We start from the raw sequence: 26178 nt of genomic DNA on the forward strand, positions 1-26178 counted from the left end.
GAACAAACAAGTTGATACTTATTGAAAAATATGAAAATAAAAGATATAAATATTGAGCCAGGAAGGGCGATTTGTTATTCGGGTTTCCGAGAAGGACAAGCGCCTGGAGCTGTATATCCAAGCTACGATCAAATAAAAGAGGATTTATTGATTTTGCAAGGTCATTGGAAATATCTGAGACTATACGATTGTGATGAGCATACCGACATAGTGCTGGAAGTTATCAATAACGAAAAGCTTGATTTTAAAGTGATGTTGGGAGCTTATATCGTAGCTGAGATGAATAATTTTGGTTGTCCTTGGGGAGGAACATATCCTCCAGAGGAGTTAGCCGCCAATAAAGAAAATAATCTGTTTCAGATAAAGAAGTTGATTAAAAAAGCCAATGCATATCCAAGCATAGTATGCTCACTTTCTGTAGGTAACGAAGCCACGGTTCACTGGACGGATCATTATGTTCCTGTTGATAGTGTGATTGAATATGTAAGGATGGTAAAAAAAGAATGTAAGCAAGCAGTTACTTTTTGCGAAAACTATGTGCCTTGGCACGATAAGCTAAAACGATTGGTGGATGAGGTTGATTTTATTTCTATCCATACTTATCCAGTTTGGGAGTACAAACACATTCATGAATCCCTAGAGTATACCAAACAAAACTATTATGGTATTGCAGATAAGTACCCACATAAGCCTGTGGTGATTACCGAAGCTGGTTGGGCCACTAACTCAAACGGGAGAGGAATTGACCCTGGTAATGTAAGTGAGGATTTACAATCTATTTATTATAACGATTTAGTCGATTGGAGCGACAAGGAAGGGATACTAACTTTTGTTTTTGAAGCTTTTGACGAACCATGGAAGGGTTCGCCAGATGCCAACGAACCAGAAAAACATTGGGGTTTATTTACTGTAGATCGCAAACCAAAAAAGGTAATGAATCATTTGCTTTAAGGTAAATATTCAACTATTGAGTTAAAAGGAGGCAGTTATATGCGCAAGTATTAGAGATGTAAATCAAGCCTTGAAAGGGAGATATCATAATAGCTCAGTACAAGGTCCTGGGAATATGAACCAAAACCAAATCTACGCATCGCTTGAGTGAGAAATGTACTAAAGAGCTTTGCTTTGGATATATAGGCGGGTTCCTGAATGTGCAGAAATTTTCGGCACATTTTACTAATACAAAAATTATAAACAGATGAAACCGGCATGGCTGGAGCAAATAATTGGATCACACAGGAAGACGATTGGGATTTGCGCTGATTATCACGGTTTTGTTAATTTTTAAACATATGAAAATACTTTTAAAAATATCATTATTACTTCTTATTGTCACGGTTAGCTGTCAAGCCCCAAAACAAAAAAAAGAGGTAGGGAAAACGGAAAAAAATAAGATGGAGTTACCTCAATCAGAAGATGCGCTTTTAGAAGGTTTGTCAAAGGCTATTTGTTATTCGGGCTTTCGCAGTGGTCAGCATCCCGATAGAGGAGAGGGAGCTAAAAATCCATCATACGAAGAAATACTGGAGGACTTAACTATCCTTTCTCAGGACTCTATGTTTCAGCTAATACGCTTGTACGACAGTGGTGTAAACTCCAAAATGGTACTTAAAGTAATACAGGAGAATAATATCAACATGAAGGTATTATTAGGAATATGGCTGGATGCTGAGTTAAGTGCACACGAAACCTGCGAATGGCTAACAGAACCTATACCTAAAGCAGAGCTCGATAGTAACAAAGAGAAAAACAAAAAGGAAATAGCACAAGGTATACGTTTGGCCAATGCCTATCCTCAAATAGTTTGTGCAGTAAATGTTGGTAATGAATCTTTAGTAGAGTGGAACGATCATAAAGTAGATACAGACTCCATCATAAGCTATGTAAATCATATTAAAAGTGAGATAGAACAAGCCGTTACTGTGGCTGATAATTATAAATGGTGGGTAAATCATGGTGCAGACTTAGCTCAGGCAGTGGATTTTGTTTCTATTCATGTTTATCCCGTGTGGGAAGGAAAAGATTTGGAAGAAGGCATTAGCTACACCATTGAAAATGTAAAGGAAGTTCAAGCGGCATTACCTGGTAGACCTATCGTTATAACCGAAGCAGGTTGGGCAACTATTGCTTCAGAATTTGGAGAAAGAGCTAGTGAAGAGAAGCAGTTGAAGTATTATAACTGGATGATGGATTGGAGTAAAGAGAATAATATCACCACTTTCTTTTTTGAAGCCTTTGACGAAGATTGGAAAGGAAATACGGCTAACCCTTTGGGTGCGGAAAAACATTGGGGAATTTTCACCGTGGACAGAAAGCCTAAGTTAGTTATGCAGGAGTTTTATCCAGCACTAAAATAAAGAGTGTAAAAACACGTGAGATGGACCATCAGTGAATACCTAGAACTTATAATTAAAATCTACATATATGGCACATGATAAATCAGTACAAGTGAATAAAGTACCCTTTGGACAAAAGGTAGCCTTTGGAATGGGAATGCTTGCCAACCAAATGTTTCCTGCGGTACTTAGTATTTTTATGGTTGTTCTAGTTCAGGATCTTGGTTTTCCTGGATGGATGTGGGGGATATTGTTCTTTGTGCCTCGCGTGTTCGACTCTTTAACAGATCCCATTATGGGCTTCATCTCAGACAATACAAAATCGCGCTGGGGAAGACGAAGACAATATGTATTTATCGGAGCCATCATTCTAGGTATTTCTTTTGTTGCCATGTGGCAGTTATATCGCCAAAATGGAGTGGATTATAATTTTATATACTTTCTTATTCTGTCGCTAGTGTTTTATTTAGGCCTAACTATTTTTAGTGTGCCTTACGTGGCTATGGGTTACGAAATGAGTACCGACTTTCATGAACGAACAAGTATCATGGCAGTAGCACAATGGATTGGTCAATGGGCCTGGGTTGTTGCGCCTTGGTTTTGGGTATTTATGTACGACCAAACTTGGTTTGCATCGGCAGAAATTGCCACCAGAGAACTAGCCATATGGGTGGGGATTGTGTGTATGCTTTTCGCTATGGTTCCAGCCATATTCCTAAAAAGTAAATCCACGGTTAATGAAGATTATGTGCCTTTAACTATAAAAAATGTAGGTGGTGGATTAAGAGAAATTCTGAAAGGCTTTATTGAAGCTTTTAAATCAAAACCATTTGTAAAACTTTGTGTTTCTACCTTTTTTATCTTCAATGCATTCAATACTATTGCTGCATTTTCTTTCTTTATTATAGTGTATTATCTGTTTAACGGGGATACAGGTGCAGCGGGTATTTGGCCTACTCTTTTTGGTAGTATAGCCTCTTTGGTCACCACTTTTCTGGTTATACCAATTGTGGCCCGAATGTCAAAAATAATGGGAAAGAAAAAGGCATTTATCCTATCGCAAGGTATTTCCATTATTGGTTACATCATGTTATGGTTTCTATTTATACCGGGCAAACCATATATGTTCATTTATGCCTTGCCTTTTTTCTCATTCGGTATTGGTAGTCTTTTTACATTGATGATGTCGATGACAGCAGATGTAATTGATTTAGATGAACTCAACACAGGTAAACGACGCGAGGGGATATTCGGGGCTATTTATTGGTGGATGGTAAAGTTTGGTTTTGCTATTGCTGGATTAGCCAGTGGAGCCATTATGTCGGCAGTGGGTTTCGATGCTGATCTGACCATTCAACCAGAAGATGCTATAACAGGGCTCCGTGCTTTTTATACAGGCATACCCATTGCAGGAACCTTAATTGCCATTATTGTGATGCGTAATTATGATGTTACCGAAGAACGAGCCAACGAAATAAGAGCTGCTTTAGTGAAGCGAAAAGAGGAATCTTAGAACTAATACTCCATTGAAATGAGCATTATAATGCTATTCTTTTACGTTTACTCGTCGATATTTTACGTCTTGATTAACCGCAAAAACACTAAAATTATTTAACGCTAATCTCAAAGTAAAATTGGTATAACAATCAAATCATAAAACAATCTTGAAGCTTGCCTCAGGATACTAATTTTTAAAACCATGAAAACTACCACTTTCATTACATTAATTCTCATTATTATGAGCTGTACTTCCCAAAATAACCTGGAGGTTGAGGTGTACGAAACATCAGCCAGTGGGAAAAAACTTGAACAAGTAAGCGAATTCAAAAAAAGTGAAAATCCAGTAACTGTTAAAATTATTCCGGAATCAAAATACCAAACCATTACTGGTTTTGGAGGATCATTTACGGAGGCATCGGCTTATCTTTTAAATCAGCTGAGTAAAGAAAACAGAGAAAAAATATTAAACGCTTATTTCTCCGACCAAGGAGCTGCTTATTCCTTAACAAGAACGCATATTAATTCTTGCGATTTTTCCTTGAGTAACTATTCCTATGCACCTGTTGAGGGAGATAAGGATTTGGAACATTTCTCTATTGAAGAGGACCTGGATGATATTATTCCCATGATTAAAGAAGCCATGGCTATCTCTACTGATGGATTTAAAATTATGTCTTCGCCATGGACAGCTCCGCCGTGGATGAAAGATAATAAGGATTGGCGTGGCGGTAAGTTATTGCCAGAGTATTACGATACTTGGGCTTTATTTTTCTCAAAATATATTGATGCCTATAAAGCTGAGGGAATAGACATTTGGGGATTAACAGTAGAGAACGAACCATTAGGAAATAACAACAACTGGGAAAGCATGCATTTTTCTCCTGAAGAAATGGTGGATTTTGTTAATCACCACATGGGACCTCAATTAGAAAAAACACATCCCGATGTGAAAATTTATGGTTATGATCAAAACCGAGGAGAGGAATTAAAAGAATGGGCAAAAGTGATGTATAAAGATGAAGAATCATCCAAATACTTTGATGGAATGGCTATTCATTGGTATGGCAGTACCTACGATTGGTTTCCAGAATCATTGAATTTTACCCACGAATTGGCTCCGCAAAAATCTATCATTAACTCAGAAGCTTGTGTGGATGCTGAAGTACCACATTGGCAAGATGATGCCTGGTACTGGTCGAAAGAGGCTACCGATTGGGGTTGGGATTGGGCGCCTGATGACCAAAAGCATTTACATCCTAAGTATGTACCTGTTTACCGTTATGCCAGAAATATTATTGGCAGTTTAAATAACATGGTTGATGGATGGATTGATTGGAATATGGTGTTAGACAGACAAGGTGGCCCTAATTGGTTTAAAAATTGGTGTGTAGCGCCCGTTATTGTTGATCCGGATAAAGATGAAGTCTACTTTACGCCATTGTATTATACCATGGCTCACTTTAGCAAATACATCCGACCAGGAGCCAAAAGAATAGGATTTGAAACTTCAGAAACAGGATTGATGGTAACCGCCATTCAAAATCCAGATGAGTCCATTGTACTTGTTGTTTTAAACATGGATTCAACACCAGCTGATATTAATATTTCGTTGCACGATAAAACAGTTGACCTATCAATTGAAGGAAATGCCATTCAGTCAATAGTCATAAAGTAGAGAGTGTATTTTGTGTGTAGTATAAAATCACAAAATGAGGTTTTTGTGAGGTGCAGAAAGGCTATATAATACATATATAATCTAGCTTGCATACGATAATGATTGAATAATTATGAGATAAAATGAGTATAGCTAAAGCATATTAAATATGCATTCTGGCTATCAAGTTTTGCTAATTTTTAGACATATGAAACGGAGCAATTTTTTAATTACCTTATTAACTGGAGCACTTGTTTTAAGTAGTTGTGTATCCAATAAACCTGCGGAAAGAGCAGACGAGATTGATAAAAAAGTGAATGCTTTACTAGCGCAAATGACCATTGAAGAAAAGGTGGGGCAGATGGTTCAGTACAATGGTTTTTACGATGCCACAGGACCAGCACCATCCGAAGGTAATGCACAGGAAAAATACGACAATCTAAAAAAAGGCGGCGTAGGTTCGTTTTTAAATGTGAGAGGTGCAAAACAAGTAAGAGCATTGCAAAAAATAGCCGTAGAAGAAACCCGATTGGGGATTCCGCTTATCTTCGGTTTAGATGTGATTCATGGTCATAAAACGTTATCGCCTATTCCATTGGCTGAATCGGCCAGTTGGGACATGCAGGCCATTAAAAAATCAGCTCGCGTTGCTGCTATCGAGGCTTCTGCCATTGGTATTAACTGGACTTTTGCTCCTATGGTTGATATTTACAGAGATGCCCGTTGGGGACGAGTGATGGAAGGTGCTGGCGAAGATCCTTACTTGGGCGCTAAAATTGGTGTAGCTCGAATCAAAGGTTTTCAAGGAGACGATTTATCGGCCCATAATACCATTGCAGCTTGTGCCAAACATTTTGCGGGTTATGGTTTTGTAGAAGCAGGGAAGGAGTATAATACCGTTGATTTTGGAACTTCTACTTTATACAATATAGTACTGCCTCCGTTTAAGGCGGCTGTTGATGCCGATGTAAAAACAGTGATGAATGCCTTTAATATTGTAAACGGCGTTCCTTCTACTGGAAACAAGTTTTTACAACGCGATATTTTAAAAGGTAAATGGGGATTTAAAGGTTATGTAATATCAGACTGGGCTAGTGGTGCCGAAATGGTGAATCATGGTTTTGCTGCTGACTTAAAAGAGGCTTCATTACATGCAGCAGAGGCTGGCTGCGATATGGATATGGAATCGTATACTTACGTTAATCACTTGGTTGATTTGGTTGAAGAAGGGAAAGTAAATGTTTCTATTGTTGACGAAGCTGTTGGACGTATTCTAAGAGTGAAATATGAATTAGGCTTATTCGATGATCCTTATAAATACTGCGATGAAGCCAGAGAAAAGGAACTGTTGTATCACGATGATCATCAAGCAGCAGCTTTAGATATGGCACACAAATCAGTTGTGCTTTTAAAAAATGAAGGAGGCATTTTGCCTTTAGCAAAAGATCAAAAGAAGATAGCTGTTATTGGAGCTTTAGCGGATGACAAAACAAGTATGCTCGGAAGTTGGAGAATTGGATCTGACGATGGAACGGCTGTATCGGTGTTAGAGGGTTTAAATAAACATACCGCTAACTATACTTATGCCAAAGGTGCCGATGTGGTAGCAGGCGATGTAAATTTTGTTTTTCATTTAAACGAAAATACTACTGATAAAAGTGGATTTAAGGAAGCGATTCAGTTGGCTAAAAAGTCCGAAGTTGTGGTGATGGTATTAGGCGAGCATGGTTTCCATTCGGGAGAAGCCCGCAGCCGTACTAAAATTGATTTACCAGGGGTTCAGCAGCAATTACTGGAAGAGGTATATAAGGTAAACCAGAATATTGTATTGGTGTTAACCAATGGTCGCCCTTTAGCTTTGCCTTGGGCAGCAGATAATATTCCAGCCATTGTTGAAACTTGGCAATTGGGTACACAATCGGGTAATGCCATCGCAGATGTATTGTTCGGTGCTTATAATCCTTCGGGTAAATTGCCAATGAGCTTTCCTCGAAGCGTTGGTCAGTGTCCTATTTATTACAACAAATTTAGCACGGGTCGTCCAGTCAATGCCGAGAAAAATGTATTCTGGTCGCACTATACCGATGAGGAAAATGATCCTTTATATGCATTTGGTTATGGACTTAGTTATACCACCTTTGAATATGCCGATTTAAAGATTGATGACGCTAACCCAAAAGCCATTAAAGTATCGGTTAAGGTGACTAATACAGGCGGTGTATCGGGAGAAGAAGTCACTCAATTATACATTCGCGATAAAGCAGCCTCTGTAGTTCGCCCAATCAAAGAATTAAAAGGATTCGAGAAATATACCTTGGCCGCTAACGAATCGAAAGAAGTAACATTTACCTTAACAGATGCCGAACTAGGTTTTTACGATAACCAAGGCAACTTTATAGTAGAACCAGGTATGTTTGATGTGATGGTGGGCACCAGCTCTGTAAAAGGATTAAGCGGAAGCTTTGAATTAAAATAATTATTGTCACTCTAAAACAACTACTACCACAAGAGGCTGTCTCAAATGAGACAGCCTCTTTTATTATTTTAAAATTTTTAAGAACCGATATCTAGAATAATTTATCCCCACTCTGATTTCCTAATCCTGGGTAATTAGCTTAACTATTAAACCAATATTGCGCTGACACAGCTACAAAGTCAAGAGATTTATTACTTTAGCTCGTTATGAGGTAGACACACTGTTTTATTTAGTACTTGGTATTTTTAGCGACTCAACAAAGTTTATGGTTTCTTAAATTATGATGTTTTTGTATTTATTGCTCCTTCAATTGTATCATTATTTAAATACAACGCTCCACTAACCTCTAATCTACCAACGTAATTATCATCAAAGGTTCTTCCACCTATAATTTGCTTTTCACCCAAGATTGACCATACTATTCTTAATTTATTTTCTTCTAAAAATTCAACAAAAGAATCTTTTTTTATTAGAAAATATGACTTGGTATTGTTGTATACATGGGTATCAAAACAGATTAATTCTCCATTAGCATTCCTAAACTCACCCTCATTTGTACTATATTCTAAATTCATTTTTTCAAAGAGTCTTTTGCAAGGCTTTAAGAAACCAACTGAATCATCTTTAGATTTATCAATTTCTTTTGACCAACCATAATCTTCCGTTGGAACAATCACTTTACAAATAAACTCACCAGTGTTTCTATCATTTACATCTTGTTCTTCAATGCCACCATAATATTCCGTTTCAAAATATTTATAAGCTGGCGACCAATAATATTCACGATTGAATAATTCAGACCTCTCATTTGTCTTAGGCATCCAATCTCCCATAAAATCTTGTTCACAAGCCCAGTTTTTAAACTTATCAAAATCTGATTCAGACACCAAATAGCCGTTAATATGACTCCAAAGGCGCTTATGAGCGTAATCCCATTTTTCTTCTCCAATTTTTTTTGGTTCCGCCCATTCTGGATTTCCTTTTAAAACCAACCAATCTACATCATCAGTATCTTTTACTTGAACCAAATTCTCATATAATGGTAATTCCTCTCGGTTTTTAACCCACTCAGAATTCGAACAATCCCAATTAAAAATATTTCTATTCTCCCACCAAAAATTAGAAAACTCATCTTCACTATAGATACCTGTCTTTGATAATATTATGGATGGTTCTATGTCTCTTATTGTTGGCTCCCATGGCCCTACATATGGATCTTCCTTGTCATTATTAAAACTACAACTTTCATACTTTTTAAAATTATCAGATACTCTGGCTACCATTTCATGAAGTGCAATCCATTGATATTTTTTTCCAATTCTTTCAATTGTTGCACCACCTCTTCCGTAATAATCTAAATCATTATCGTACTTTCCATGTTTCTTAGAATCGTAACCATATTTATCAAATATCCACTTAACCGATAGATTACTTAGAGCATTTTCATCAACATCCCATGCACTTAATGCACTTTGAAATGTATACCTACCAAAATCACCATAACTACAAATGCCTCTACCATATTCTGTAACCATCGAACTTAAAATTTTATTTTGAGCGGCATGGTGCTGTTTGAAACCCTTTGATCCATAATCAATTTTATATTTATTGTCAATTTCCTCGTTTGAAGGTAACTTATCAGGAAATAAACTTTTATAAGGTGGTTGAACTATACTAATATCAAATGAAAGCTTGCAACCTTTATAATTTGCATACTCTATTACGCCTCTTGCATAATCACGAAGTAGCGCATGTGGATATATTTCATCTTTTTCTTTAAATATTTTTGTGAAAATATATTCGCTTAACCTGGATAGATCTTCACTATTTGAAGACCTAAGAGAACAGCCATATGCTACCGCAAATAATCGTTCATATACATATGGGTCATTCACATCTTCAAATAACTCTAGTAATTCAACAATTAAATGAAGTCTGTTTTGAAGTATAGAAACTAAAGCTTTTGTCGCACAATCTCTTAGTTGTCGATTTGTAGTAGTATGAAACCAAGCTAATGTGATACTTGATAATTTTATTGATTCATCTGAAATATGAGATTTATCGCCATTACTCCATGCCCAATCTATCAGCCGCTTAACTGTTGATTCATCACTGTATTTATACTTTAAGGATTGAGACCAACCTGCATCTCGGTCTGCCAATGAGAATTGCATTAAGTGATTATGCAGAGAATACGCATTAAAGTAATGCTTTGGTATAGCTGTAATTGCAAGAATTGTTTCCCAGAAAAAGTCATAAGTTCCCTGATAACTAGAAACATGTTCGTTGACATAATCCCTTGATTCATCAGTGATGGTTTCAATTTTTCGCCAAAGTAAGCTTTCGACAAAAGATTCAATTATGGTATAATTATCTTTAAAAGCTGGCACGAAATTAAAAAAATCTATACCCGTAACTTCAGGAATTTGTATTGAGAAAGCATCTATGAGTCCTCTATTAATATTAATTGCATGTTCATCTTGTATGTACTCATACAATTGACCTTCCGTTTCAAATTCAAGTTCTAATTTGGGGTGTTTTTCGATTAAAAACTGAGCCATTAAGTGATCTTCAAATCTTTCATATGCCAGATATATTCCATCTTCAGGATCCTTGTCTGGGTTCCAGAAAAGATTTAATGAGAAAATTCCTTCTTTAATTAATTCATCTAAAAATCCTCTCGTATTAATGAATATTGAAACCGTATCTTCTACTATTTCATAAGCTTTTTCATATGGCACATATCGAACTTTGTTTTCAACCTTATATAAAACGACCTTCTCAATAGATTTTTTCACAAGATTTATTCTTTCAGAATAATCAAGTCTATTAGGGTTTGCAAGTTTTATATTAATACTATTGATAAAGAAATTAATAATTGATGATATACCTTGTAAACCATCAGGAATACGTGTTAATCCAGATTTGTTTAACCCATCACAAAATAATTTCAGGAATAGTGGATTTTGAAACTCAGGATGTAATAAAGGTATATTTGGTTGTTCAATATTGTAATTGTCAAAAAACAATTTACTTGCTTCGTATTCAACGCTTCTAAATCCATGCAAAGTTTGTTCTATTACTCCCAAAGAATTTATTCGATCTTGTGGGAAAATTAGTTTTTTGTATGATGTGCGAATAGATAATACTAAACCAAGCCATTCATATGATTTTACCTCTTCAACAAAACTATTAATAAAATTTAGCCAACACTTTTTACCCTTTCCTTCATTTATGGCATCAATAATAATTAAAACTCGTTTATTAGAATTTCTGCCAAATTCATTTAATTTATGTAAAAAATCACCTGATTTTGAATTAACCTGTAGCCTTTTAAATATCTGCGTCCAGGGGTCTTCTTCAGAAACAAAATGCTGGCCTAGAAGAAATATACTATTGTGGTCAACATTAGTTCGGATTGAAATTACATCACCAAGTAAATGTGACTTACCAATACCAGCTTCTCCATCTAAAATTAAATATGGCTTGTTTGCTAATTTAACTGCATTGCCATTTATGAAATGGCTAAAACTTGATAGTATACTATCAAATTCTCGAAGGTTTTTAATTTCATATCCATATTTATGGTAGAATTGATAATCTTTTTTTTCTTTTTGAATTTTTCTTTCTTCGTCTTGGTAAAAGTCTTGAATTATTTCAGTTATATTTTGTGCATCTTCAATAAGTTCCTGAAACTCTTTTAAAGGAAGGGCTTGAATTCCCGAAAATGTAGTTTTATTGTATAATTCTAGAATATCATCAAAGAACTTTTCTAAGAGTAAAATATGTTCCTTTATTTGAGGAATATCTTTTAAAACCTTTTTTCCAGCTATAATTAGATTATCAATTTTCTCAGTAAAAGATTTTCGGAATTTTTCTGTTCTTCCAATTCCTTCAAAAATTTCCGACACTTCAAGTTTAAAATTTAATTCAGGTGTATACCTCTTTCCTAAATCTAATATTGATGCCTCACATTGTTTTTTAAACCACACATTGTTTGGATTAAATACAATTTGCTCATTAAGTAGGGATAATTTCTTCTCTATGTTAATGATGGTTTTATCAATATCGAAGATTTTTGACTTGTAGTATTCATCAATAAATAGAGATTTTAATAGTTTGTCATTGTTAATATTACTTACCAGTCTATCATAGAATTCATTTAGCTCTTTTGAAGATGGTACTATTATATTAGGATTCTTTTCAAGCTTCAATATTAATTGTTCATTTGAATATGCTGTTTTTAATAGAATATGCTTGTTAAACTCTTCAAAAAGTAGTTGTGAATGAAAAAAAGGAAATTTAGTCCCTTCAGACTTAATAGGGTAATCCCTTTCATATTCTTCAATTGTATTAGAGATTACAATGGGTAATTGTTTACAATACTTTTTTGTAGGGAAAAGCCATTTTTTTATTCTTCCATATCCTTCTTCTTTTAAAAATTGGTCAAGAAACTTTAAAGAAACATATGTTAAAGCTGTAAGTGAAATTGGATCCATTCTTTTTCTTTTAAGAAGCTTAAAGGTGCACAATACATATCATAAGCGCAAAAACAAAGTGGCTATATATGTTAATCTGTATTGATTATTAATACCAGCTAAGGCTTATTTTATTTACGCAGTGAGTTACCTATTATGTAAAAATCTAACTTTTGTTTTGAATTATAAATAAAGCATATTAACTTGTGTGTACTATTGAACTACAGCAATATAGGCAAGCGCAATAAAGGGTGAGCTTGGTAACGCAGCCTTTAACCGTGCTTGTAAAATGTAAACCAAACATAACGAAATAACTGCTCTATGAATGGAAATATCCACTTAACATACCGAAATTGGTGCTTACCACAAGGAAATACTCACTGTCGGCACCGAAATAACCACTGTCCATACCGAAATGCTCGCTGTCAGCACCGAAATTGATGCTGTCGGGACCGAAATACGTGCTGTCCATATCGAAATTAATGCTGACCGTATGGAAATATTCGCTGTCCACACCGAAATGCATACTCGCCACATAGAAATAAATCCCAACATGGAATAGTCCATGTATAACTAAAAATAAACAAACATGAATCAAAAGCAGATGAACAGAAAGCATATGCTTGATGCTACGCTAAACTATTTAAACACCAACAATCCCATATGGCAAGGCATTGCTAAAATTGGTGAAGTAAAAAACAAGTTAAACAGTATTAGTATAGCTATAGATGCTGCTGCAGATAATCAAGAGGTATCGCAGGTAACTGTAGGAGGTATTAAGACGAACCTAAAACATACCTTATGCCAAAAAGCCGATATCATTAACGATTTGGTAGAAGTATTTGCACTAATGAATGGTAACGAAATATTGGCTTCAAAAATGACCGATAGTGCTTCTGATATATTTAAACTAAAGAATGATGATATGTTACGCAGAGTGAAATTCATCATTGAGTCGGCCATTGAAAACAAAGACGCCCTGATGCAAGAATATGGTTTAACCGAAGAGCAGATAGTAGATATACAGGGCGACTACGATCATTATTTAACCTTACACGGACAGCCCCGTGAGTTCCAAATACAATCGGGAATGGCTACGCAATCCTTAGATGAGTTGTTTGAAGAATCGAGCAAGATATTATCAGGTCAGCTCGATAATTTAATCAAGATATTTAAACGCCGTAATGCTACTTTTTATGCTGGTTACCAAAAAGCCCGCATGGTGGTAGATCATTAGGATTGTAGTAAAGAAGCTCTCCTTATTTAACTCTAAGCATTCATATAATCATCCTCATCGGGAGAGTAAAAAAAACAAGTTCTTTTACCATGCAAATGCTTTAAAACAATGCATTTATCACTAGCCCGAGGATTTATCCTCGGGAAATATGCGGCGCAAAAAAGGGCTTTAGCCCAAATATGTTTAGGTTAAAACCGATTTACTTATTTCTAAATTACATGGGATAAATCCCATGCCTAGTGATAAGTTATATGCGTAAAGCAAGAATATGGTTTTGAATATATCTAATAATGGGTTTATTACAGCGCTAAAACATAAAGTTGTAGTGACTAATGCCTTGCAACAACCTAATTAAACCACCAATACATCCAGGTTAAGGTCAGGCTAATTCTTTCATCAATACCACTATAAAAAGACTTTTTATTCTGAATACTCTTTTCGCTAGGGATACATCCAACCTCCATATTTTCTTGAAGACAATTTTTAAAATTTAGGTAAGTCCTGCTTGAGTGTTCAGTAGCAGTTATAATATTCAGGTTTTGAATATCTGTTTTATTGAAATACTCTTTTGCCCCTTTAGCCATAGCCAGAGTCTTATTAATTGGACAATATGGGGTTTCCACAAGCCTTACTCTTGCGCTATCAATTCCCAGGTCGTTCAAATAGCATTTTACCGAACGTAAGTTTGAGATAAACTTGAAATTAAAGGGTTCTGCTTTTATAATAAAGAAATTATCTGTAGCTATAGAGTCAATATTTATTGAATCGATATAACGCTCAGAAACATATAAATTCCTGTCTCCCGTAGAAGTTAAATGATCATTATCAAAATAGATTAATACATGCGATAAAGGATCGTCTATTTTATTAGAAATATTGAATTTATAAACAGAATCCTTTTCGTTTACAAAACCGCTACCTATTAAAGTTTTATTGGCATAAATATTATAATGCGGATATGTATTGTCACCTATTGAACCACGCATTTTAATGCTTAAAACGGAGGGGTCTTTCAATTTTTCAGAAGAAATTTCAAATCCTAGTATTCCACTCCAATACATAGAGTAGGTGTTTTCCCTTTTCTTTAATTTTCTGGCAGTATTTAATTCTTGCAGACTTACTGTAGAATCTGGATATTTCATCCCGATAATAAAAATGCTATCGATGTTATTTTCTACAAAATAATTCTGTGCATCCTCCGCCACGGCATATGATGCCCAGTCCTCTAACAACAGATAGGACGAGTTGATGGGTTTATTATAGCTTAAAAAAGAGCCGGAAATAAAATAAGATAGTATGATAAATAATACTATTCCAACTGGTATATATATTTTCTTACTCAAGAAATACTTACTCATTTATGGTCTGAATTCTCAGATTATTGTATTTATGAAATTGCGCGTAAACGTATAAAAATTATTTATCATGCCAGTTAAGGAGTGGATATAAAAAAAGTAGTTTCAAACCTCCTCCCCACTCATGCTTCTTTAAGGAGAAGAAATAATGAAATAGCACGTATTTCGAAAAGAGATTTATCCAATTACTATGCATTGGATAAACCCATTCATAGTAATTGGCTAAATAAGTATTATAGCAGCAATATGGCTATACACATTTAAACTACTACCGTTTAATAAATTTAATCGATTTTGTTTCGAGGCTGTTATATATAACAATTAAATACATACCACTATTTAAATGAGAAATATTAATTTGAGACTTAAGTCCGATATTTTCGTTAGTTATTAAAACCTTGCCATCAAGAGATAATATTTTAACATTAGTTATAGATTCCGAATTCATTGATCTAATATTAATCTTATTATCTGCTGGGGTTGGCCATATTACGAATTTCTCATTATCAATTTTATTGTTTGAATATATTTCTGTTGTGTTATCTATCAAAGCTTTTTCTGAGTACCAACTTTCATGTCCTTCTGTTACATCATTTAAGTTATTCACCTCATTATCATAAGCTGTCACTACAATTTCTGTCAAAATATCAATGTCGTTTACTACAAAACTAGTTGTATTCCCAATGTCAATGAAATTTTCAAAAGTAGATTCGTCTAACATATTATAATGAATTTTGTATCCTGCTACATCAGATTCTAAATTTGAACTCCATGATACATTTACACCATTTCCAGAAGGGCTTTTATAAACATTGCTCGGTGATGATATAGGACAATCAACATTGGGATTGTTAAGTTTAGGCTCATAATTAACAATTCCAACTAACGCATTATCATTCCAATCATATATTTTTTCTAATAGTTGAAAATTAGACAACCCATTCCAGTAATTACTCTCAGCATTAAGGAATCTATCTTGAATATCGCGATGATAGATTAAATAATCAGCATCATTATTTCTAATATTATTGTTATTAATTTTAGCAAACTTAGCAGTATTTATAAGATTTAGGCATGTATTACTGTATAGTGTGTTATACATGAACTTATAATTATTATAATCTGGTGGTGAAACTCCATCATTATGGGTGTAATTTCCTTCTAGATAAATTAGATCGGCAGACGAATTATTATAGCATATAGTATTGTTTAATATTTCAACAATACCAATATAAGTTCGGTGAATTAAATTTATGGCTAAACTAGAGTTTGTAATTATATTTTCAGTTAAGTAATAACTGAAAGGATTGTATCCACCTTGAATATCAATAGAAGTTAGGTTATTAATTAAAAGGTTATGTGCTATTGTAGCACCATTCCCATACACATAAACTGCTGTTTCACAATTTGATATTTTGTTGGAGTTAATGGTACATGGGTTTGTTGCACCCGATCCTCCATCGTTTGTAATAGTAATTCCAATTTTGGAGTTATTTATATAATTTTCCTGAATTAGTATATTGTAGGACCATATGTCAACATAAATTGCATCGGTTCTATTGTTTTCAAATTTATTATTGAGAATATTAGTATCCCCATAAATATCTCTATAAAACTCAATTCCTTTATCATTATCCTTAAAGGTTGAATTTGTAATGTTTGCAAAACCACGACTTATATATATTGCCGCTGAATTGCTGTTAGTAATGGCAGTTTCATTTATTGTAATAAATTCATTACATATTATAGTCCCTTTATTGCTTCCTCCATGCTCGAAATTACAATAATCTATTGAGCTCTCAGTTGAACTTCCATCTGAAAAGTATATAGACCCCCAGCTGCCAGGAGTAGCATTAGTTTTATTACTTTTGAAACTTATTAAATTAGACGATGTACCTTGCGCTATTAATTTTCCATTGACTTGAATTAGATAATTGCCATCAAATTTTATTTCAACACCTGGTTCAATGGTTAAGGTAATGTTTGTTTGAACCATCACATTTCCAACAACTATATAGGGACTATTTACTTTTTGCCAAGTACTATTTGTAGAGATGACTCCACTTACATTTGTTTGAGCATTTAGGCTTAAGGCAATCAATGCTATTAGACTTATCAAAAATTTTTTTAAAATTTTCATACATATATAGTTTAGTTATTATTTAATTAAAGCTTTCTAACTATTATTACATTTTCTGGTACAAAAACATAGGTGTGTTTTCTTATGTTTTAACAGGCGTAAAGATGGATAATTCTTATCATATGATCAATTAAAATATATTCTAAATATGTCAATCGTTATTCCAAGAAAGGATATCTTAAATACTAAACGAATTCCTTAAAGGTATTAATTTCAATATCCAATGCCTGTTATTAATCTAATATATAGTCCTTTAAATGTTATAATTTCATAAAATAACCACGCCGTAAACAATACACTCATCTTTTTGGTTATTTTTAGAACCCATAACCTAAACGCGGTGTCAAAAAGAGCAGTTCTAAATATATTTTTCTTATCGTTTTGCCTTTTATTATGGAGCCAAGAAAATTTGGAGCTAAAAAAGGTTAAGTTTAAAGGTAATGGTTCGCTCAATAATTTATTATTAAAGGAACACATCACTTTTAAAACCTCGAACCTGATTACACGCAAAATCCTAAAAAAGGAACCCGTTGTTTTTACGCAGGAATTATATAACGAAGACATTGAAACCATTAGAGACTTGTATTATAAGTCGGGTTATTTAAAAACCCAATTTCTGGCACCAGTTATTAAAACCACCAAAAACAATAAGTTAATCATCACCTTTCGTATTGTAGAAAATGACCCCACCCATGTTAGTGAAATTAAATATCAGGTAAACGACAGTATTCCTTTTTCGAAGTATATCAGTAGCCAAAGCATCCGACATTTAAAACTACATACCGAGCTGAGGAGCAAGCACGTTTTTAATGATGAGCAATTCAGGTTCGACCAGAATTTAATTAATGAGCAGTTTAAAAATGCAGGTTATGCTTATTCTCAAACGGAATATAAGGTTCAGGTAGATACCATCACCAACCAGGCTTCAATATTATGGAATGTAGTTTCAGATAAACTATGTTATTTCGATTCAACCACCATAAGCGGCCACAACAAGGTTGCCGAAAAGGATATTCGAAAGCAGCTCAGTTATAAAACAGGAGATGTTTGGTCGCAACAAAAGCTGAATACCAGCCAAAGGCGTATTTATAACCTGGGTTTGTTTCGTGTTAGCTCCTTACGAACCACTGAATCTGCTAAACCTTATCATTTACCGGTGAATGTAAAAATTAAGGAAGCCCCACGTTGGTCAACACAGTTTGGTGTTGGTTATGGTAGCGAGGATAAAATTCGTGCCTTTGGCGAGCTTCAAAAGTTGGGTTTAATAACTAAAACCGACCGTATCAATTTTCATGTGAAACATTCGAGTTTAGAGCCCTACCATGTTTATTTGAAGTATGCACAGCCTGCATTTATATCGCCCATTAACACCATGGTGCTTCACCCTTACACCATGCAAAAATACGAACCAGGGTATAAGGTAGACCAGAAGGGTTTTAACTTAAGCTTTCTGCAAAATTTTAGCGACGAGCTAAACACTTCTTTTTCGTTTTATTTTGAAGATGTAAAACAGGATACCACTAATGTGGATGATATTATTGAGGAACTTATTCCGGAAACCATTTATATGAAGTCGGGTTTTTCAGTGGGATTAATATACTCCAATGCCTTGCCAGCATTAGATCCTACTTCGGGTTATTCTATTGCCTATAACTTAAAAACCAATGGCATGTTATTTACGCATACCTATCCTTTTATCCGAAACTTGTTTGAGGTAAAAAAATACCATGGTCTACAATATGGTTTAACGCTGGCTTTAAAAGGTAAGATAGGATTTGCAAGTACTACCAACGATAATCAGTTTTTACCTCCGGAAGAACGGTTTTATGCGGGAGGTTCGCACTCCGTAAGAGGATGGTCGCGTTCCGACTTGGGACCTAAAGATACGGCAGGAAAACCATTGGGAGGCAAGAGTCTTTTAGAAGGAAGTGTTGAGCTCAGATATCAGTTTATTCCCAAAACTACCTTGGCTGCTTTTGTTGATTTGGGTAATGTTTGGCTAAAGTCCTTTGAGCATAATCCTTTAAATCTGAAATATGCAGGCGGATTAGGGATAAGATACGCTACACCCATTGGTTCCATTGGTATTGATGCGGCACGACCGATATTCGATAATAACAATCAATGGCAGTTTCATTTTAATATAGGACATCCATTTTAGTATGAGAAAAGGACTTAAATATATACTTTGGATTGTTGCAACGCTATTGCTTGTTCTCATTCTTATATACCTGCTTTTGCTCAGTAGTCCAGTTCAGCAAAAGATAAAAGCCTATGCTTTAAATGAGGTGAATTCCATTATTCATGGAAGGGTGGATATCGATAATTTTTCCACGAATATTTTTAGCAGCATCCATTTAAAAGATATAACGGTTTATGATAGCCGTGAGGATACCTTGGTGTATATTCAAAACCTGAGTGTTGATTACAATTTAAAGGCGCTGTTGTACAAAGAGCTTCTTATTAAAAATCTAAAGCTAGACTCATTTTACCTTAAGGTTGAGCAGGAGCAAGACACTTGGAATTTTACTGAGCTATTTCCAGAAAATGAGGAGGAAGAAGAGAGTGATCATGCCGAATTTTCCTACTCCATAAATATTAGAAACATTGCCTTATCAAAAGGCCATGTGAGTACCCAAACGCCCTACGAATTCATTCCCAATAATATAACAGGGTTGCATACCGCTGCTTCATTTAAAATGAGAAGGCGTCAGTTATCCTTTGAACTTAAACAGCTTTCGGCTTGGCTTCATCAGCCTGAGCTGCAAATTAAAAACATATCATTTGTGTTTGATGAGTCTGAAAAAGGGATGAGTCTGAACAACTTTGAGTTGATAACAGGAAGCAGTCACTTAACCATTGATAAAGGGCAGTACAGTACAGATGCTGCTGATGTTTCGGGGCAATTAGTTTCGGATAATAGCAATGATTTACATGTTTTTTTGCCAGATATCCGCCTCAATACCATTCCTGAAGTGGAGTTTACGTATCATGATTTGCAAGATACCACAAGCGTTCAGCTCAGCTTAAGCATCCCAGAAGAAAGAATAGAAACGCATGTTCATTTAATACGCTCTTCAAAAGGTTCTATGCCCATACAAGGGGTCGTTCAGTTGCAAAATGTAAACCCTGAATCATGGTACCAACTAGATAGCATCCACTCCTTATTAAACGGAACAGTGCAGTTTAGTAGCAACGACTTAAGCAATTATCTAAACAAACATCAGGTAGAGCTGAATCTTAAAAACAGCACCATTTATAATTACAAAGTAGATAGCCTTTGGGCAATAGCTAAACAGCACCATAAGTTGATTACTTCGGAGCTTGCCGTTTATTTAGATTCCAGCAGTATATCAGGAAATATCGAATTAATGGACCCTGACTCGGCACAGCAATATTCTGCAAACTTGCTGTTTAATAAACTTCATGTAAAAGAACTCGAATACAATAATGCTAAGCAGAGCATACTGAATGGTTCTGTTTCTGTAAAAGGAGAAGGATTTAATGTGGATAGCCTAATGCTGAATTCATCCATACAGCTATTCGAAAGTAATATATACGGGCTCAATATTGATTCTGCTCGGGCCACAGGAGCATTTCATTTAGATACAATTAGACTGGAGCGTGTAGATATTTCAACTCCCTACTCGGAGCTGCATGCTCAGGGGCAATATTTAATGTCGGATAGTAGCGTGGTGGCCAGCAGCTCGCTCATCAACTCCTCTGCTGAAGAAATAAAACCGTTTTACGATTTGCCAGCCACCTACCAAATGTTCACTGCGCGTTTTAATGTATCTGGAAACCTGGATAGCCTTATTATGGATGGTCATTCTGTTGTACAAAACATGGATGCCTATGATGTTAAAACGAAAAAAGCTAGCCTGCAGGTTGATGCACAGTGGATAGAAAACCAACTTTTTACCCAAGCTGCTCTCGCCGTTGGTGAGTTGCAGAGTGAGTACGCACAATTGGATTCAAGCCTGATAAATATACAATATTCCGATTCCTTGTTAGAGGCCTCTTTACATACCTATTCAGATACGCTTAGTGCAATGCTTAGGGGGAGTTATTTGCTTTCGGATACTGTCCTCATTAAAATAGATAGCCTAAGTTTTGGTGGGCCAAAACAAAGGTTTTATACCAGATTGCCTATATCAACCCAATGGTCTGAGCAAAACATCGCCTTTAGTCCCATTCATATTCAGAACTCACAAGATTCAATTTTTTCCATTAAAATGAATGGCGAGTTGAGTACTTCGGGTAAGGAACATGTGGCGTTGGAAATTAATGCGCTTAGCATGCAAACGTTATATAACTACGGTCTAAGTGACTTAAACTCCACGCATACAATAAGTAGCCAGATAAAACTAACGGGTACTGCCGACAATCCCCAATTAATGGCTGATGTGAGCATATCTGAAGGGCAGTTTGATGCTATTTATACACCCGAATTAGTGGCTCATATTAAGTGGTTGGAGCAAAAACTGTACAGCGAAATTCAGATACCCATTTTAAAGGACCAGTTTATAACTACCCTTACCATGCCCCTTAAAGCGCAGTACGTAAATGATGCCTTTATTTACCAGATGCCAGAAGAATTTGAAGCTACTCTGCAGGTGGATTCCATTCATATTGCAGATGCCCTTAACCGACGAAAACTAAATATTGAAGCCGAAGGTATTCTGGAGGCCAAGCTACTGGCAAAGGGTTCGTTTAAAGCGCCGGCTATATACGGGAATATAGACCTTACTCACATTAATTACACCGATAAAAAGAAAGGTATATTACTGGAAGATGCTTTGATGCGTTATACCATTGATAGCAATAAGGTGCGCATAGATACATTTTTAATGAAGCGCAAAAGCGGAAGGTTGAATTTGGATGGAGAAGTAGCGTTTAAAGGCTCCATTGCAGAGGCTAACATTAAAGAGGTAAATATTGATGTACAAGCCAAGGAGTTTTATTTTTCGCGTTACCGAGACCATATTTTATTAATTGATGGAAACACGCAGTTTAGCCATAGCGAGCAGAAAAACAGGTTCGATGGCGATATAAGTATCTTGCAATCGAGCTTTAACTTATCAAATTTGAGTACCGAAGATGAAATACCTGCTTCAACGGAGAAGCCTATTTTAATAGAGGCCTTGCATCAAAATGATTCTGTTTTTCAAGTTTCTACGGATACTATAATTGTGGATAAAGCGGATGACCATAAAACATTGGATGAGTTTATGGAGACCCTTCAAGGCCAGTTAACGGTGCATATACCGCGTAACACCTGGTTAAAGAGCAAGGAGATGAAAATAGAGTTGATGGGCGACATTGAAGTGATTAAAAACAATCCGTACTTTGAAATATTTGGGCCCATTGAAATTAATCGTGGTTACTATGCCATGTATGGTAAAAAGTTTGTGATAGAAGAGGGAAGGCTGGTTTTTGAAGGAGGCGAAGAGTCTGACCCATTGATTAACCTTAGAGCCATTTATACCTATCGAGCACCAGATAAACAGAAAAAGAAACTGCGCCTAATAGCTGGAGGTAATCTGTCGGAGCCTGAGATTTCCTTTGAGCTCGATGATAGTGAAATATCCAATGCCGATGCGGTTAGTATTATATTTACAGGTAAAACTTTAGATGAAATTGGCAGTCATCAGAAAAGTCAAACCGGAGTGGTAGATATGGGTAATATTGCGGCAAAAGCGGTAGGTAATCAATTGGGCAAACTAATTGATGGCAGAGTAGGTATGGATATGATTGAAGTGCAAGCCTCAGAAGATTGGAAAAATACTTCTTTTGTGCTGGGTAAATATATCACCCGCGATTTATTTGTGAAGTTTCAACGAAGCTTTGGAGAAAACACGGATAACGATGAGATATCAAGAGAAAAAATAACCCTGGAATATGAGTTAAACAGAAACCTGTTTTTCAGCGTACAAAGCGGAACCTCAAAAGATATGGGCTTGGACGTAATTATAAAATTTGAGCAAAAGGTGAAGTAAAGTAGTTCAATGAATGTTGGCTATACTTTGTTTTATAATTTATTTTCTAAAATAAATTACTTTTGCAGCCAGCGATAAATAGATGCATTTATCCAGCTATCACTTTCATGATTCAAATACAGAATGACTAAAAACAATACTTTCCGACATATCATTGAATTGAATATTGCAATCATATTCATGAGTACTTCTGGTGCTTTGGCCAGGTATATCGAATTACCTGTGCCTGTTGTGATTGCTTCCAGAGCTTTATTTGGAGGTATGTTTATTTATCTGTTTTGCAGATGGAAAGGTTTTAATCTTAAAATAAACAAGAAGGATAGGGGCGTAATTGTTTTAAGCGGTGTATTAATGGGGCTTCATTGGGTTACTTATTTTTATGCTTTAGTATTATCCAGCGTTGCAGTGGGTATGATTTCTTTATTTACTTTCCCGGTTATTACATCTTTGCTAGAGCCACTTATGCTTAAAAAGAAATTCCAGAAGTTACAGCTCCTACTTGGACTGATGACTTTAGTTGGTGTTTATTTTTTAGTGCCTGAGTTTAGTTTCGAGAACGATTATTTTAAGGCATTGGTGGTAGGCGTAATTTCTGCCGTGTTTTACTCATTGCGTAATATCATTACCAAGTCCAAGGTGCAATCTTATAATGGTTCGGTTATTATGATGTACCAACTCATCATTATTGCGGTGGTATTCTCGCCCATGTTTATTATTTACAAAGATTTTAATTTTGTAGGCGAACTGCCCGGTGTGTTGCTGCTTTCGTTGCTAACTACCGCTATTGGGCATACCCTGTTTTTATATAGTCTAAAAAACTTTTCGGTTACATCCATTAGTTTAATGAGTAGTTCTCAACTTTTATACGGTGTTGTAATAGGTATTATCTTTTTAAGTGAATATCCTCGCAACGAATCTATCATTGGTGGTGTTATCATTTTTGCTACTGTAGTGCTGGAAAGTCTACGAACTTATAAACGAAAGGTAAAATAGATTTATATCCGTTTATTCTAATATTATTGGCGACTTTCTAAATACAACTGCTCTACCTTTTCTCGTGCCCATGGTGTTCTTCGTAAAAATTTTAAGCTCGATTTAATGGAAGGATCAAACTGAAAACACCTAATTTGTATTCTCTCGCCAAGTTCCTTCCAACCATAAACGGCCTGTAGATATTGTACTATGTCAGCCAGTTTAACGCAATGTAATGGGTCGTTGGATATATTCTGTTGCTTGTTTTCTTCCATCCTGTTTGTATTCTATGCGGGTACAAATTAAGCTCAAATTATTTTAATATCTGCATAAATATTAGTTATATAATTGACCGGTGGATAGTAGATAAGTTGCCCAAATATAGTCTGTTGAGGACTTAAAGATTCATATTTATTTGTTAAGTGTTTAATCTTTTTTGTAACTTAAGGATCTACTTTAAGCAAAACAATACTTTTAAGATCTACTAACTATGAATCAACTTCTAATTACAACTATCGTTATTTCTTTAATCATCATTTCTGTTGTTATACCATTACTTTATTTTCTACGTAAGTCCTTTGTTCGGATTGTATTAATATCCATAGCCATTGTGGCATTCTTGATGTTTACCTCTGGTAATATTGTAGGGGTTTATGGTCTAAAAACTTTTTTATGGCTTACGCCAATCGTATTGTCCTTTGTAATACCCATGCTTTTCTATTTGCGCAAAAACTTGAGTTTGGCTGTTGAAGAGCTTTCTAGCTTTTTGGTAGATCATTTTTCAAAAGGCGATTTGCACAAAGAGATTAATCCCAAACTTAAAGCGCGCAAGGATGAATTTGGTGCTATGTCAATAGCCATTGATGATATGAAAAATAACTTAAGAGATCTTATTTCAGAGCTTCAAACCGTATCACAATCTGTATCATCTACATCTAAAGAGCTAAAGCAAAGTGCTGAGCAAATGTCGCAGGATGCCACTGAGCAGGCGGCTTCGGTTGAAGAAGTATCGAGTACCATGGAAGAGATTACTGTGAATATAGAAAATACCGCCTCTAACTCGGATCAAACTGAGAAAAAGTCCCTAACCACGCGTGATGGCATGGCTGAGGTTAAAAATCAATCGCAAAAGGCCTACGAAGCCAATACTATCATCAGTGAAAAGATACAAGTAATTACCGCCATTGCCTATCAAACCAATATTTTGGCTTTAAATGCTTCTGTAGAAGCCGCTCGTGCTGGAGAACATGGCAAAGGTTTTTCTGTAGTTGCATCCGAGGTACGAAAGCTAGCTGAAGATAGTAAGTTGGCTGCCGAAAGTATTATAGACTTAGCACTAAATAGTCACGAAATGAGCAATGAGGCCAAAGAAAGAATAGATAGTATTCTGCCAGAAATTGAAAATACTACTTCGCTTATTCAGGAAATTTCGGTGGCTAGTGTAGAGCAAAAGAATGGTGCTTTACAAATTAACTCGGCTATGCAACAGCTGAATGCATTAACACAGAATTCTTCGGCAACAAGTGAGGAGCTTTTGGCTAATTCGGAGCAACTAGCTCAACAAGCCGATACCTTAAACGAAAAGTTGAATTATTTTACAGTAAATTAAGCCATCGTGAAGAGTATAATCTTTGGAGAGCATAATTAGCAATGCATAGTAAATATCTTAATATGCATTGCTAATTATTAACAGCTCGTTGTTTTTTATTATTTCCTAATGCGCTTCGTGCCAATTTTTACCTTCTCCCATATCAATGGATAGCGGCACCGATAACTGACACGCACTTTCCATGCCTGTTTTAACAATTTCTCACACCAACAAGAGTTACCTATTTTTAAGCTAATTTAAATGAATGGCTTTTTTTTACCTATCAGAAATTAGATTTACATTATTGCATTAAAAATCGGACTGTTAATGGTTTATAAAGGTTTTTACAATATATCATATGTAAGAAAAATATATTATGAATATTTAGCGTAATATTCTTGAGAATTAAGTATCCTTTAAGGTTTACTTGCGTAGGAGTACTG

14 protein-coding genes are annotated in these 26178 nt (G+C 35.4%); 10 read left to right on the plus strand and 4 right to left on the minus strand.

What is annotated here, in order from left to right:
• Window positions 1–30: 30 nt before the first annotated feature.
• The 5 genes from A8L32_RS19670 (at window position 31) to bglX (ending at window position 7966) form a co-directional block, all read left to right on the plus strand.
• Entirely contained in the window at window positions 31–951 is a 921-nt protein-coding gene (locus A8L32_RS19670) for a glycoside hydrolase family 17 protein (protein ID WP_198931822.1), read from the plus strand.
• A gap of 341 nt (window positions 952–1292) precedes the next feature.
• Entirely contained in the window at window positions 1293–2357 is a 1065-nt protein-coding gene (locus A8L32_RS19675) for a glycosyl hydrolase family 17 protein (RefSeq protein ID WP_083631420.1), read from the plus strand.
• 67 nt (window positions 2358–2424) lie between these two features.
• Window positions 2425–3849: an MFS transporter gene (locus A8L32_RS19680; RefSeq protein WP_075591301.1), complete on the plus strand. Its 1425-nt coding sequence runs from the start codon at window positions 2425–2427 to the stop codon at window positions 3847–3849.
• A gap of 225 nt (window positions 3850–4074) precedes the next feature.
• The gene (locus A8L32_RS19685) at window positions 4075–5511 is read left to right on the plus strand and encodes a glycoside hydrolase family 30 protein (RefSeq protein ID WP_075591333.1); all 1437 of its coding nucleotides are present in this window, start codon (window positions 4075–4077) and stop codon (window positions 5509–5511) included.
• Window positions 5512–5698: 187 nt separating this feature from the next.
• A complete protein-coding gene (gene bglX / locus A8L32_RS19690) occupies window positions 5699–7966 on the plus strand; it encodes a beta-glucosidase BglX (protein WP_075591334.1) in 2268 nt (755 codons plus the stop codon).
• Between the two features lie 278 nt (window positions 7967–8244).
• Here bglX and avs2 read toward each other — a convergent pair whose 3' ends face one another.
• Window positions 8245–12465 carry an AVAST type 2 anti-phage system protein Avs2 gene (gene avs2, locus A8L32_RS19695; protein WP_198931823.1) on the minus strand — a complete coding sequence of 1407 codons (4221 nt, stop codon included), beginning with the start codon at window positions 12463–12465 and terminating at the stop codon, window positions 8245–8247.
• Between the two features lie 568 nt (window positions 12466–13033).
• On the opposite strand from avs2, the gene A8L32_RS19700 reads away from it, so the two are divergent.
• Window positions 13034–13681, plus strand: a complete 648-nt coding sequence (locus tag A8L32_RS19700; protein ID WP_075591302.1) for a hypothetical protein — start codon at window positions 13034–13036, stop codon at window positions 13679–13681.
• A 347-nt stretch (window positions 13682–14028) separates the two neighbouring features.
• Here the strand turns inward: A8L32_RS19700 and A8L32_RS19705 are convergent, their stop codons facing one another.
• On the minus strand, window positions 14029–15039 hold the full coding sequence (locus A8L32_RS19705) for a carbohydrate-binding domain-containing protein (protein ID WP_143525174.1): 1011 nt from the start codon (window positions 15037–15039) through the stop codon (window positions 14029–14031).
• A gap of 265 nt (window positions 15040–15304) precedes the next feature.
• Entirely contained in the window at window positions 15305–17176 is a 1872-nt protein-coding gene (locus A8L32_RS19710; protein WP_075591304.1) for a T9SS type A sorting domain-containing protein, read from the minus strand.
• A 340-nt stretch (window positions 17177–17516) separates the two neighbouring features.
• Here A8L32_RS19710 and A8L32_RS19715 point away from each other — a divergent pair, with 340 nt between their 5' ends.
• From A8L32_RS19715 to A8L32_RS19725, 3 genes are all read left to right on the plus strand, one after another.
• On the plus strand, window positions 17517–19337 hold the full coding sequence (locus A8L32_RS19715; protein WP_143525175.1) for a BamA/OMP85 family outer membrane protein: 1821 nt from the start codon (window positions 17517–17519) through the stop codon (window positions 19335–19337).
• A gap of 1 nt (window position 19338) precedes the next feature.
• Window positions 19339–23175, plus strand: coding sequence for a translocation/assembly module TamB domain-containing protein (locus A8L32_RS19720; protein ID WP_075591306.1), 3837 nt, complete (start codon window positions 19339–19341; stop codon window positions 23173–23175).
• A 123-nt stretch (window positions 23176–23298) separates the two neighbouring features.
• Complete coding sequence (locus A8L32_RS19725) at window positions 23299–24168, plus strand: DMT family transporter (RefSeq protein WP_075591307.1); 870 nt, start codon at window positions 23299–23301, stop codon at window positions 24166–24168.
• A 23-nt stretch (window positions 24169–24191) separates the two neighbouring features.
• Here A8L32_RS19725 and A8L32_RS19730 read toward each other — a convergent pair whose 3' ends face one another.
• The gene (locus tag A8L32_RS19730; RefSeq protein WP_075591308.1) at window positions 24192–24422 is read right to left on the minus strand and encodes a VF530 family protein; all 231 of its coding nucleotides are present in this window, start codon (window positions 24420–24422) and stop codon (window positions 24192–24194) included.
• A 215-nt stretch (window positions 24423–24637) separates the two neighbouring features.
• Here A8L32_RS19730 and A8L32_RS19735 point away from each other — a divergent pair, with 215 nt between their 5' ends.
• Window positions 24638–25756: a methyl-accepting chemotaxis protein gene (locus A8L32_RS19735; RefSeq protein ID WP_083631424.1), complete on the plus strand. Its 1119-nt coding sequence runs from the start codon at window positions 24638–24640 to the stop codon at window positions 25754–25756.
• The last annotated feature ends 422 nt before the right edge of the window (window positions 25757–26178 follow it).

It is taken from the genome of Labilibacter marinus (genome assembly GCF_001659685.2).
Lineage (GTDB): Bacteria > Bacteroidota > Bacteroidia > Bacteroidales > Marinilabiliaceae > Saccharicrinis > Saccharicrinis marinus.

What these genes read in the sequence shown, in the direction of transcription:
- A8L32_RS19670 (WP_198931822.1), top strand. Translation starts at nt 31, where the DNA reads ATGAAAATAAAAGATATAAATATTGAGCCAGGAAGGGCGATTTGTTAT.
- A8L32_RS19675 (WP_083631420.1), top strand. Translation starts at nt 1,293, where the DNA reads ATGAAAATACTTTTAAAAATATCATTATTACTTCTTATTGTCACGGTT.
- A8L32_RS19680 (WP_075591301.1), top strand. Translation starts at nt 2,425, where the DNA reads ATGGCACATGATAAATCAGTACAAGTGAATAAAGTACCCTTTGGACAA.
- A8L32_RS19685 (WP_075591333.1), top strand. Translation starts at nt 4,075, where the DNA reads ATGAGCTGTACTTCCCAAAATAACCTGGAGGTTGAGGTGTACGAAACA.
- bglX (WP_075591334.1), top strand. Translation starts at nt 5,699, where the DNA reads ATGAAACGGAGCAATTTTTTAATTACCTTATTAACTGGAGCACTTGTT.
- avs2 (WP_198931823.1), bottom strand. Translation starts at nt 12,465, where the DNA reads ATGGATCCAATTTCACTTACAGCTTTAACATATGTTTCTTTAAAGTTT.
- A8L32_RS19700 (WP_075591302.1), top strand. Translation starts at nt 13,034, where the DNA reads ATGAATCAAAAGCAGATGAACAGAAAGCATATGCTTGATGCTACGCTA.
- A8L32_RS19705 (WP_143525174.1), bottom strand. Translation starts at nt 15,039, where the DNA reads ATGAGTAAGTATTTCTTGAGTAAGAAAATATATATACCAGTTGGAATA.
- A8L32_RS19710 (WP_075591304.1), bottom strand. Translation starts at nt 17,176, where the DNA reads ATGAAAATTTTAAAAAAATTTTTGATAAGTCTAATAGCATTGATTGCC.
- A8L32_RS19720 (WP_075591306.1), top strand. Translation starts at nt 19,339, where the DNA reads ATGAGAAAAGGACTTAAATATATACTTTGGATTGTTGCAACGCTATTG.
- A8L32_RS19725 (WP_075591307.1), top strand. Translation starts at nt 23,299, where the DNA reads ATGACTAAAAACAATACTTTCCGACATATCATTGAATTGAATATTGCA.
- A8L32_RS19730 (WP_075591308.1), bottom strand. Translation starts at nt 24,422, where the DNA reads ATGGAAGAAAACAAGCAACAGAATATATCCAACGACCCATTACATTGC.
- A8L32_RS19735 (WP_083631424.1), top strand. Translation starts at nt 24,638, where the DNA reads ATGAATCAACTTCTAATTACAACTATCGTTATTTCTTTAATCATCATT.